8 protein-coding genes are annotated in these 12,867 nt (G+C 51.0%); all 8 read left to right on the top strand.

Annotated elements, in window-relative coordinates:
* The first annotated feature begins 2 nt into the window (after positions 1-2).
* The 8 genes from K7G70_RS13100 (at position 3) to K7G70_RS13065 (ending at position 11,939) form a co-directional block, all read left to right on the top strand.
* On the top strand, positions 3-986 hold the full coding sequence (locus tag K7G70_RS13100) for a toxic anion resistance protein (protein WP_223789107.1): 984 nt from the start codon (positions 3-5) through the stop codon (positions 984-986).
* Positions 987-1,060: 74 nt separating this feature from the next.
* Positions 1,061-1,696, top strand: a complete 636-nt coding sequence (locus K7G70_RS13095; protein ID WP_223789106.1) for an ExbD/TolR family protein — start codon at positions 1,061-1,063, stop codon at positions 1,694-1,696.
* Positions 1,697-1,888: 192 nt separating this feature from the next.
* Entirely contained in the window at positions 1,889-2,296 is a 408-nt protein-coding gene (locus tag K7G70_RS13090; protein ID WP_223789105.1) for a YjfI family protein, read from the top strand.
* Positions 2,293-3,042, top strand: coding sequence for a PspA/IM30 family protein (locus K7G70_RS13085; protein ID WP_223789104.1), 750 nt, complete (start codon positions 2,293-2,295; stop codon positions 3,040-3,042). The genes K7G70_RS13090 and K7G70_RS13085 overlap by 4 nt, the downstream gene beginning before the upstream one ends.
* Positions 3,043-3,300: 258 nt before the next feature.
* Positions 3,301-3,639 carry a hypothetical protein gene (locus K7G70_RS13080; RefSeq protein ID WP_223789103.1) on the top strand — a complete coding sequence of 113 codons (339 nt, stop codon included), beginning with the start codon at positions 3,301-3,303 and terminating at the stop codon, positions 3,637-3,639.
* A gap of 2 nt (positions 3,640-3,641) precedes the next feature.
* Entirely contained in the window at positions 3,642-4,340 is a 699-nt protein-coding gene (locus K7G70_RS13075; protein WP_223789102.1) for an OB-fold-containig protein, read from the top strand.
* Between the two features lie 177 nt (positions 4,341-4,517).
* Complete coding sequence (locus K7G70_RS13070) at positions 4,518-6,521, top strand: hypothetical protein (protein WP_223789101.1); 2,004 nt, start codon at positions 4,518-4,520, stop codon at positions 6,519-6,521.
* Positions 6,522-6,608: 87 nt separating this feature from the next.
* On the top strand, positions 6,609-11,939 hold the full coding sequence (locus tag K7G70_RS13065; protein WP_223789100.1) for a DNA repair ATPase: 5,331 nt from the start codon (positions 6,609-6,611) through the stop codon (positions 11,937-11,939).
* The last annotated feature ends 928 nt before the right edge of the window (positions 11,940-12,867 follow it).

The following is a 12,867-nucleotide window of genomic DNA, read 5'->3' as shown; positions in this document are numbered from 1 at the left end:
GCATGACAACTGACTTGGCGACATTCAAGCAACTGACGGCACTGGAACCTGACCTAATGGCAGCGAATGCCGATGCGTATCTGCAGCAAAAATCACAAGAGTTGGTGTCTTGGGTGGCGTCTGTGGACCCTGATAATCACCGCTTGGTGACCCAAGTGCACGACGCCTTGGCTGAATTGGGCCGCCATGAGCAGCAAGCCTATTGGCAATTGAACCACCGCCTGGTGCAGCCCTTGCAGCAGTTGATGGCCGACACCGAGGCCGGGGGGCGGGTGTCTTCTTTGTTGCGCCAATTGCAACAGCAGGTGGCGGACATGCAACCACCCAAACAGCGGCTGAACTGGAAAGAACGGTTTTTGTTGTTGTTTTCCTGGCGCCAAACAGCCTTTCAGATGTGGTTGGATCGGTTTGCAGAAAACCAACAGGCCTTATCGGGCTTGATGGATCGACTGCAAGCGGAGCAAAAGCAACTGCGCCGTGACAACCACATCCTGCAGGACGATTTGGTGGCACTCAACCAAGGTTTGGCGGCCTTGTCTGGGGTGTTTGATTTTGTGGCCGCTCTGGAAGCCCAACTCAAACAAAGCCTGAGCGGTCAATCCATGGCCTCACTGCGAGCTTTGATTCAGGACGAATGGCTGCCGCCGGTGCAACAACGGCTGATCGAATTGCAGCAGCAATTGCTGATCGCCCGGCAAGGCGTGATGACCTTGGAGTTGATCATCCAGCAGAACCAAAGCCTGATCCGCGACATCGATCAAACCGTGATGACCACCACGGCGGCGCTGGATGTGGCCGCCGCTGTCGCCACGGCCAAGCACCAGCAACAACAAGCCCCCAAGCGGCAACAGAGCCGCATCGACCCCCAACAGTGGCAACAAGCCGCTGCCACCATTCAAGCTGCCAGAGAGCACCTGTCAGATTTGCGACAAAACTCAGCAACTGCGATGAATGAATTGAATCAAAGTGGACAAAATAAGCGATAAAAGCGCAACAGAGATCACCCGGCTGTGGGTGACTGATGTATGATGAGAATCCAAGATAACGGATGAAAGGAATCATGAGAAAAATCACCAAACCACTGTTTGTGATGTTGTTGATGTTGCTGTTGATGGCTTGCCAACAGTCTGACCTCACCGCCGATGACGAGATCCAAGCTCAAGTCAATGCATTGAAACTGTTTTGTGACAACAGAGTCCCGTGCTTGGCAAAAGTTGAGCAACAAGCCAAAGCGTGCCAACACCACCTTCCAGTCTCCACAGATGACACGGCCATCAACTCAGCGCAACAGGCCAAGGCTGAAGCGCAGTTCATGGTCTGCATCATTGAAGCCATGGACCAGTCGTATAACCAGCGGGTGAATCAATTGATTCCAGTCAAAGAAACCGCCATTGAGCCGCTGCCAGGAGCCTCAGTCAGCGTCAATTATGATTTTGTGGGTAACCCCAAAGTTCTGCAGGTTATCGAACTGGATGGCCAGTTGCAAGTCAATGGTGAATTGATCCAAGCCAATCAACTGAAAAATCGCATCAGGGCCAAGCGATTAACTGAGTCATTCAAATCGGTGGTTTTGATTGTCAGCGATGAGACCGACACGGGGCTGTTTGTGTCGGCCATGGACGACCTCAAGCAGCTTGGTTTTGATCAAGTGAACATTGCCAGAAAAGAAAAGTTAGATCAATATCAAAACAAATAATGTTTTCTTGAATCAGAAGAACTGAATAAAAAAATCAAACAATTCAACGACATGGATGATCTTTGATAGACCAATCATTAAATTCAGTCGTGAATTATTCACCGCAACATGACTTCAGTCACATTGACATATTATGTCATAGTGACATATTATGTCATCATGCATTGAGCAGTTGAAGGAGAGCATAACAACATGAATACAGAGGATTTAGCCATTAAATTATCTCAACATCGAACCGCGGAAGGGTTCACCTTTGATTGTCAAAGGATCAGCGGCGAAGTGGAAGTGTTGCAGGTTGAGATGAATGGTTTTGATGGTTTTCCGGTATTCATCACACAGACTCAATTTCAAATCATTTGTATTGTTTATTTGTGGACTGAAGATGAAATCAAAACAGACAGACGCACGGAGATGTTGGAGATGATGTTGGACACCAGCATATCGATCCCTTTGTCCTCCTATGCCAGGGTAGGCGACCGCTATGTGCTGTTTGGGGCGTTGTCAGTGAGGTCTGATTTGGAAAAGGTGGTGGAAGAAGTGGTGATGCTGAACGAAAACGCCGTCGATGTGGTGTCGGCCATGGAGGATTTTTTGGTATGAGTGACGACAAGCAAGACCCGAATAAAGACAACAAGTCGGAAGGTAAGTCTGACAACAAAGCCGGCGTCGGGAAAAACATATTGGAGAAAATAATGAACGTGATCAGGGAAGATTCACGGGCCTTGAGTGAAGCGGTGATGGATTCGAGAGGAACCCGAATTCATGAGCGGCAGATCGAGGTGGCCAAGGACAGCATTAAGCAGGCCAAACGGGCCATCACGGATGAGTTGGCCAAGGAGTTACAGAGTTCAAGGAAGTTGAAGATCATCAATGAGCGCGTGGACCAGCAGGAACAGCGCATCATCGATGCCCTGAGTCAGGATGACGAGGCTTTGGCGTTTGAACTGGCCACGGAAATGGTGGAGTTGGAGCAGGACCGAGACACGGAAGCCGCGATCCTGCGCTCACATGAGTTGCATTTGGGGCATTTGACGCGACAAATGGAACAAACTGAGCGAACTTTGATGGAATTGGAACGGCAACTGGCGATGGTACAAACCACAGCGGACATCCAAAAGGCGACCGATGTGATCACTCAAAGTTTTGCCAAGGCCGATGCCAAGATGTTGTCAGCCAAGCGGTCCCTGGAACGGATTCGCCGCAAGCAACAACAAATAGACCAGCAGTACGAGGTTGACGAAGGGTGGGAAGAACCCAAAGAATTACCAGCATCGAAGAAGTCGATTGCTGACCAGGCAAAGGACGGTGCAGCCGATGTGTTGAAAAGGATCATTGACAAGGATTGATCGGCTGCCACTTGATTAAGCGGACCTGTGGTTCAAACCACGGTCCCCAAGTAACAACAAAGACTCGGGTCATGGATGAGGCAGCAGGTGTGTTGACAGGATGGTTGACAAGGATAGTCTGCTGCAACCGATTTGAATGAAGACTGCCCAACAGCAGTCAGCGAACAAAATGAAACCAGTGAAACCATGTTTTTATCAGGCAAAGGACCATGCAGCTGATGTGTTGAGATGGATATTTGACAGGGATCGATCGGCCGCATGACTGATAAAAAACAAAAAATATTGAACAAATGGGCGACCGAAAAAAAGGCCGTGAAAGCGACCCAGGTGGCGTTTGATGTCGGTGAAAAGATCCAGTATGTGATTCGCAAAGAAGCTTTGGATCGCAGCATCAACCCCTCGGACCGCATCCGACAAATTTTGGGCTTGAACGTGTCACGCAAACCGAAGCGATTGCGTTTATCCATATCATTGTCGGATGAAGACATGGCATTTTTGGCCAAAGCCTATAAACTAGACAGCCAAGACCCGGTTGAGGTCAAGCGACGTGCCGCGGAGAAATTGATCGAGCACGTGCGCCAAGCAGATGAGGAGTGAAGATGGACGTATTTATCAACAACATAATCAGTTTTCCGGTGGTGGTGTTCACCTTCTTGCTGGCCATCATCATGGTCTATTGGCTGTTGGCCATGCTGGGTGCGGTGGACATCGAAATGTTCGATGCCGATTTGGACTTGGATGTGGACGTTGATGTTGATGTGGACATCGAACCGGACATGGATGTGGGTGCCACCGTGGATCCTGATTTGGATTCGGAAGGTTTGAGTGGGGTCACCGGCTTCATGCTGAAATGGGGCTTGACTGGCGTGCCGGTCACCGTGGTGGTGTCGATTCTGGTGGCGTCTTCCTGGTTGATATGCTACATCGCGGCTTCCATGCTGTTGCCTTTGGTGCCTTTGGCGCTGCTGCAATGGTTGGTGGGGGCGGCCTTGTTGGTGGTCAGTTTTGGTCTGGCCATTCCCGTCACGGCCCAATTGATCAAACCGCTGAAAAGCGCCTTTGTCTCCCACAGTGCGAGGAACAAAGCCTCGTTTATTGGCGCCGAATGTGTGGTGAAGACCGGCTCGGTCAATGAGACCTTTGGCCAAGCGGAATATGAAGACGGCGGGGCCGGTATGTTGTTTGATGTTCGGGCCAACCCGGAAGACGGCATCAAAAAGGGTGACCACGTGATCCTGAAGTCGTATGATGAGGATGACGGCAGTTACTGGGTGATCAAAACAAGTGATTTTGATTGACCCTTTTGATTAACCCCAAGGAACCGGCCAAACAGCGGCAGGCAAGCCGCTGCCAAGGGCTCTGAATTTGATTGTGTGTTGCATGGGGCACAACCTGGACGCAACACAGAATCAACACAAGCATAACAACCCAGGTTGTTGATATTAAAAGACTTCGTTTTAAGGAGAATAAAAACAATGAACAGTGATTTATTAATCGCCATAGCCATGTGGGCAGGCGTTGTGGTGCTGGCCATCATTGGCCTGGCGCTGATTGTGATGAAGTTCTACCAGAAAGTGGAACAAGGACAGGCCATGATTGTGAACACCTTGAAGGAAACCCCGGAAGTGACTTTCACGGGTCGCACCGTGTGGCCGGTGATTCATAAAAAAGAATTCATGATTATTTCTCTAAAAACCATAGAGATTGATCGGCGGGGGCATGACGGCTTGATTTGTAAGGACAACATCCGGGCCGACATCAAAGTGACCTTCTTCGTGCGGGTCAACAAGACCAAAGAAGACGTGTTGAAAGTGGCCCAGGCCATTGGTTGTGAGCGGGCCTCCAAGCAAGCCACGATCGAAGAATTGTTCAGCGCCAAGTTTTCTGAAGCTTTGAAAACCGTGGGTAAAAAACTGGAATTCGAAGAATTGTATGAGGAGCGTGACCGTTTCCGCGATGAAATCATCCAGGTGATTGGTAAAGACTTGAACGGTTATGTGTTGGAAGACGCCGCAATTGACTACCTGGAACAAACCCCAATCACGTCTTTGGATGAAAACAACATCCTGGACGCCCAGGGTATTCGCAAGATCACCGAATTGACCGCTGCCCAACACATCCTGACCAATGAGTTTGAGCGCGAAGAAGAAACCAAGATCAAAAAGCGCGATGTGGAAGCCAGGGAGCGCATATTGGAATTGGAGCGCATCGAAGCCGATGCCACAGCCCGGCAACAGCGGGAAATTGCCTCAGTGCAGGCCCGCGAAAAAGCCGAGAGAGAGAAAATCGAAAATGAAGAACGCCTGAAATCAGAAGCGGCGCGTATTGCCGCGGATCAAGAGATCATGGTGATGGAAGAAAACAAACAGCGCGAAGTCGAAGTGGCGGCCAACAACCGCATGCGCGCCGTGGCCATCGAAGAAGAAAAGGTCACCAAAGTACGGCAATTGGAAGTGGTGGGCCGCGAACGCGAAGTGGCGTTGGAAGAAATCAACAAAGAGAAAGAGCTGGAAGTTGAAAAGAAAAACATCGCCGATGTGATCCGCGAACGCATTGCGGTGGAAAAAACCGTGGCCGAGCAAGAAGAGCACATCAATGAACTGCGCGTGGTGGAAGAGGCCAAACGCAACAAGCAGGCGCAAGTGATTGCTGCCGAAGCGGTGGCCGAAGAAGCTTTGATCAAAGAGATCAAAGCCGCTGAAGCCCAAGAAACAACCGCCAGACACCGCGCCAGCGAACGCATCATCTTGGCCGAAGCCGAGCGTGAAGCGGCCTCCAAAGAAGCCGATGCCAAGATTCGTTTGGCCGAAGGGATTCGCGAAGAAGTGGCGGCTGCCGGCTTGGCCGAAGCCCAAGTGACCGAAGCCAAAGCCGCGGCCAACCAGAAACAAGGTGAGGCCGAAGCCGAAGTGCTGACTCGCAAGTTGAAAGCCGAAGCGGTCGGTGCCGAAGAAATTGGCATGGCCAATGTGCGGGTGAAAGAAGCCGATGCCAAAGGTGAAGAACAACAAGCCATGGTGGCGGTGAAAATCAAAGTGGCCGAAGCGCAAGCGATTGAAGAACGCTATGCCGCAGAAGCCCGTGGTTTGAAAGAGAAATTTGCCGCCTTGGCGACCATGGACGACACCGTGCGTGAGCATGAAGAATTCCGCATGGGCTTAGACATGGCTCACTTGGAGAACATGAAAGCGATTGATGGCAACATCGGTATCGCCGAGACCCAAGCCAAAGTGCTGGCCGAAGCCTTGAAAGAAGCCAACATTGACATCGTCGGTGGCAATGGCGACTTCCTGGAGAAATTCATGAGCTCCTTGGCCGTGGGTAAAGCCGTGGATGGTGCCATTGGCAAAAGTGACATCCTGCAGGCGGCCGTCAGCAAAGTGATGAGCTTGGGCGGTGGGGCCAAATTCGATAAGGAAGCGGTGACCAAACTGATCCAAAAATTGTCACGCAATGACGACGACCAGGCAGACAGTTAAACAACCGCATGATCGGGGTCTCGGCGGGCAGTGGCCCAATGGGACCTCCCACACAGGACTTGTGTACAACCCAAAGCAGAGACATCCATGACGGAAAACAACACCATCAATCAAGCCGTGGCAGAAGGTGGCTCCTATGAAGTGATCCGCAAACGGCTGGAAGAACAAAACAAGCTACTGGAAAACCAGGCCATTGCCTTGAACCGCATGCGCGAAGAGGCTTTTGGCAAGACCATTCTGGAAGTGATTGATCGCGTGCGGGTGCGCACCGAACACAATTGCACCCCCAGAGACATCGTTCGCATCAACGGCCAACTGTTGTTTGGTTACAACGTGTTCATCGGCCTGAAAAAGGAAACCCAGGTCTCGGATGTGTTTGCCCTGTACAGCTTGACCGAAACAGACGGCAAGTTTGAGGTCAAAGCCGAATCGCTCAAAGGCACCTTTTTGGACGATCCACTGTTCGTCAAACAGTTTCTGGAGCTGTACAGTTACTACAAAAAGTCCGAATTGATCCAACTGCGGGTGGTCAACCAAAAACTGATGGCGGCGTTCAAAATCGGCGAGAACATCGGAGACATCCGTGTGTTTCGATGGGGCATCGGCAGCAATGGCGAAGTCAAATACATCGACGACCGCGGTGAGCGCGATATCGAATTGCCGCCACCATATGATTTCGAGTGGCACCAAGCCACCCGCGAACATTTTGTCGAAGGCCGTCACCCCCACGTGTCGATCTTGGATCAGGTGTTTGTTGAAACCGTCGGTGGGGATCTGACCATCAAAGTGGAAAACAACACCGAAGACGGTGAGGGCATCTACGAGGAAGCGGTCGATGAGCCGCACCAATCACTGGAAGACGCCGATATCTATTACGCCCAGGTTGAATCATTGATTTTGTTGAAAATTCGGCCGTACAAGGAAGAGGTGTGGCGCCATTTTGTGTTCAACACCCGCAACAACGACGTGCAACGCATCGATGCCATTGGCCATGCCTGTGTGCAGCTGCCCAATGATCACGGCATCATCTTTCCCGGTGGCTATTACCTGCAGAGCGGTGAATTCAAGGTGTTTGCCGAAGACATCAGTGGCTTGCGCTTCAAGCGCCGCTGGAATTCACCCAATGGTGAGGACGTGTTGTATGTGTTTTATGAGCGACACGAAGGCAAGTTTGCCTTGTATTCCTACAACATGATTCGCAAGGAACTGCAAAGCCCCATTTTTGGCCACGGTTATTCCTTGTATGACAACGGCCGCATGATCATTTTCCGTTCGGAATCCAAAGAGCCGACCCGCATCCACCCGATGCAGGTGTGGCAAACCCCATACACCAGCGAAGAATTCAGTGCCGCCCAGCCGGTGGATGAATCGGTACTGGCCACCATCGGCAATGCCGAGTTGGTGCAGGGCATTTCTGAACTGTACAGCATCGCCAAATTGATCAGTGAGCAAAGCGCCAGTGTGGTGGTGTATGAAGAGTTGATCAAAAACATCCAGCGGGTGTTGGATGGTTACTATTGGCTGGACCACGCCGAACTGGGTGGGGTGGCCACGCATTTGAAGACCATTGGCGAGACCGCCGAGTTGGTGTTGGATGAATTTGAAAAGGTCAGCTCCATCAGCCAAGAGTCCGGCAAGGCGCTGAATCAAGCGCAGCAGGACCTGAAACAGCTGTTGCGACAAATTCAGATTGCCAACTGGGACACCCCAGAACCGTTTGTCAACGGCTTGCTTGACCTCAAGCGCCAGAAAGGCCATCTGTTGTCCTTGCGAGAATACCGCTACATCGACACCGAGACCATCGATGGTCTGTCGACCCAAGTGGACGAAGAAATAGTAGCCCTGGGCAAGCGCACGGTGAATTTTCTGGCCGATGAAAAAGCCATGAACCACTACAACCTGGTGGTGGAAAACGTGCACGGCAAAATCGGCGAGATGAAAACGGTCAAAGACCTCAAACCCCTCAATGAGGAGCTGGAGGAAATGGCCCTGGGCTTGGATGCCTTGTCTGAAGTCATCAATGGCTTGGAAATCGATGATACCTTGATGAAAACCGCGATTCTGGAATCGGTGTCCACCGTTTATAGCCGCATCAACCAAACCAAAGCACACGCCCGCTTAACCATCAAGGAATTGTCAGCCACCGAGTCGGTGGCTGAGTTTGGGGCACAGCTGGCGGTGTTGTCACAAAGCATCACGTCTGGGGTGGCTTTGGCCGAAACCCCCGATGGCTGTGATGAACAATTGGCCCGTTTGATGGTGCAATTGGAAGAGTTGGAAAGCCAATTCAGCGACAACGAACAATTCCTCGATGAGATCCTCAACAAACGGGAGGAATTGCACGAAACCTTTGAAAACAAAAAACAAAGCCTGATTGATCAACGCCAACGCAAGGCGGAAAATGTGCAATCAGCGGCTTCGCGGGTGCTGAAGAGCATCGAACGGCGGTCCTTGAAATTCACCGACAATGACCAACTGAATACCTACTATTCATCCGACCCCATGGTGCACAAAGTGGCCGAATTGGTGGCGCAATTGCGCGAATTGGATGACAACGTCAAAGCCGATGACGTCGAAGCCCGCCTCAAAGCGGTCAAAGAACAGGCGATTCGCAGCCTGCGTGACAAAAAAGACATCTTTGAAGACGGTGGCAATGCCATCAAGCTGGGCAAACACAAGTTCAGTGTCAACACCCAGCCGTTGGATTTGACCATTTTGCCCAAAGGTGATGATTTGGTGTTCCATTTGTCGGGCACTGATTTTTATGAGCCGGTCAATGACGACCGTTTGCTGAGTTTTCAAGAATTCTGGGGTCAAGCCATGGGCTCAGAAAATTCGACCGTGTATCGGGCGGAATACCTGGCCTTCAGCCTGTTTCAAGGGGCTTTGGATGGCTCCGGTGAGCACCGCCTGGCGGACTTGTCGGCCATGGACTCGGCCGAGCTGTTGGCGGTGGTCAAGGCCTATGCCAGCCCGCGTTACCAGGAAGGTTATGAAAAAGGTGTGCATGACCATGATGCCAGTCTGATTTTGCAACAGTTGCTACAGGCTTATGAGCGGGCCCCGCTGTTGATGTACGCGCCCACCGCCCGTGCCATCGCCATCCATTATTGGCTCAATCACCCCACCCAGGCCAGTCAGGCGGCTTTTCGAGAACAGTCACAAACCGCCCACAAAATCGCCAGCCGTTTGGGCGGTCGCGACATGGGTCTGGATTTGTGTGCCGCCTTACAAGCCGACATGCAAGCACACCACGGGGCCATCGGCCTGACATTCAGCGAAGCGCAAATGGCCACCGCGGCCCAATTCTTGTTTGCCTGCCTGACCCAGCCCAATGAAACCCATCGATTTCGATTGTCGGCGCATGCCGCCAAGTTGGTGGGCTTGTTACAATCCCATTTGGAATCCACTTCCGAGTACAAGCCATTCAAACAACAGCTCAAACAGTGGCAAGACCAGCCGCAAAAACAATGGCAGTTGGTGTCCTATTGGCTCAAAGGTTTGATCCAACAACAAAAACAAGCCGGTGTGGTCACCGATTGGCACCGCTATGTCGATGAAGCCATTGTCTTTCTGTTGTGTGATGATGCCAAGCAATTCGATGACTCCCCCGTGTCACTGAGTTGTGCCGTGGATGAGTTGTTGGGCGATCATGGCAACATCAAAGACCGCACCTTGCGATTTGAATTTGATGAGTTCATGGCACGGTTGGGGCACTTTGCCGGGGTGGTGCACCCACAGTTTCAGGCTTATCGCAAGGTCAAACAAGCGGTGATGCAGTCGCAGAAAAGCACCATGGAGCTGGAATCGTTCAAAGCCCGCCCCTTGTCATCGTTTGTCCGCAACCAATTGATCAATGAATCCTATTTACCGATCATTGGAGACAACCTGGCCAAACAAATGGGCGCGCTGGGACAACAAAAACGCAGCGATTTGATGGGCTTGCTGCTGTTGATTTCACCCCCTGGTTACGGCAAGACCACCTTGATGGAGTACACCGCCAACCGCCTGGGCCTGAATTTCATGAAAATCAATTGTCCCTCACTGGGTCATGAAGTGAAATCCCTGGATCCGGACAACGCGCCCAATGCCACCGCGGCCCAGGAATTGAATAAATTGAATCTGGCGCTGGAAATGGGCAACAATGTGATGCTGTATTTGGATGACATCCAACACACCCATCCGGAGTTTTTGCAAAAGTTCATTTCCTTGTGTGACGGCACCCGCAAAATCGAAGGGGTGTGGCAAGGGGTGAGCAAAACCTATGACATGCGGGGTAAAAAATTCTGTGTGATCATGGCCGGTAACCCCTACACCGAATCGGGCGAAGTGTTCCGCATCCCCGACATGCTGGCCAACCGCGCCGATGTGTACAACCTGGGTGATGTGCTCAGTGGTCAAGACGACGTGTTTGCCAAGAGTTACATCGAGAATTCACTGACCTCCAATGCGGTGCTGGCGCCTTTGGCTTTGCGTGATTTGAATGATCTGTACCTGTTGATGGACATGGCCCACGGCAAGAATGTGCCCAGTACTGACTTGTCGCACAGCTATGCCACCAGTGAAATCAATGAGATCATTTCGGTGTTACAGAAAATGTACCAAATTCAGGACGTCATCCTCAAGGTCAACCAACAATACATCCGCTCGGCGGCGATGGATGACCGCTACCGCGAGGAGCCGCCGTTCAAACTGCAAGGCAGTTACCGTAACATGAACAAATTGGCCGAAAAAGTGGTGGCCATCATGGATGATGCAGAACTGCAGGAATTGATCAATGACCACTACATGGGTGAAGCCCAGTTGTTGACCACTGGCGCCGAAGAGAACCTGTTGAAACTGAAGGAGCTGCGCGGTGTATTGACCCCCGAAGAAGCCGCGCGTTGGGCTGACATCAAAAAAGAATTCAAAATTCGCAATGCGGTGGCCGGGGATGAAGCCGATGGTGCCACCAAGATTGCCAGTCAGATATCGGCTTTGCAACAAGCGTTGGGTGAAGTCAGTGCCGCGGTGGCCAACAAACAACAAGCAGCGGCCACCCAAAACCAACAAAACTTGGATAACATGAGCCAACAATTATCCAAAGCCATCAGTGACCTGAACCTGGAAGTTCATGTGTCTAATGAGCCGTTGCCGGGCTTGGATGCGGCCTTGGGTTCCTTGTCTGAAACTTTGGAAACTTCGTTCATTCCGGTGATCATGACCATGAACAAAAAACTCGGCATCCACACCGAAGTGTTGGAGCGGGTCACCGCACTGAGCCAAAAAATCCAACGGCTGAGTCAACAGAAGTCCATCCGCACGGTCAGTCAAACCAGCAGCCGTCAAGCAGCCAACAAGCCAGCGGCCAAAAAAGTGACGAAAAAGAAAGCAGCCAATAAAGTGACAAAGAAAAAAACCACCAAGAAGACGACTTAAAGCAGGTGATCAAGTTCACTGAGCTTATCGAAGTGGTTTCAACGTTCAGAGGCATTGACCTGACCCCAGGTCCCTTCGATAAGCTCAGGGATCTTTTTTGTTTTCTTCAGGCTCAACAGCAATGGACTGCCTTAAATTGGTTTTGACCTGATCATTGGTCCCTTCGACAAGCTCAGGGATCTTTTCTGATTTCCTTCAGGGTCAATAGCGCGATGGACTGCCTTAAATTGGGATTGACCTGATCATTGGACCCTTCGACAAGCTCAGGGATCTTTTTTGTTTTCTTCAGGCTCAACAGCGATGGACTGCCTTAAATTGGGATTGACCTGATCATTGGACCCTTCGACAAGATCAGGGATATTTTTTGTTTTCTTCAAGCTCAACAGCGATGGACTGCCTTAAATTGGGATTGACCTGATCATTGGACCCTTCGACAAGCTCAGGGATCTTTTTTGTTTTCTTCAGGCTCAACAGCGATGGACTGCCTTAAATTGGGATTGACCTGATCATTGGACCCTTCGACAAGCTCAGGGATCTTTTTTGTTTTCTTCAGGCTCAACAGCAATGGACTGCCTTAAATTGGTTTTGACCTGATCATTGGTCCCTTCGACAAGCTCAGGGATCTTTTTTTTATCAGCCCATCCACAGGAGCGTATTGGTTTAACGTTGGCGTCAATGAGAGAAGCATGGCATTCTCCATCTGTGGCCGGTAATGAGTAGAATCATGAATTCAATCCCCCCAAACCGTCATCCCGGACTTGATCCGGATCAAATGGCAGGATTGCCGTTTTACCATGTGCAGCACCCGAAGGGCTGTTGGCATGGATGCCAACAGATACATCCAGGTCGAATGAATCTCAATGGAAAAAAACAGTCAATACCAGAAGACAGATCACCTACCTGGATTGAATTCGCGCTCCTGCGCTCA

Origin of the sequence: Marinicella meishanensis (assembly GCF_019931145.1) — a bacterium.
GTDB lineage: Bacteria > Pseudomonadota > Gammaproteobacteria > Xanthomonadales > Marinicellaceae > Marinicella > Marinicella meishanensis.
Note: the sequence above shows the minus strand (reverse complement) of the source record. Positions and strands in the feature narration are given on the sequence as shown.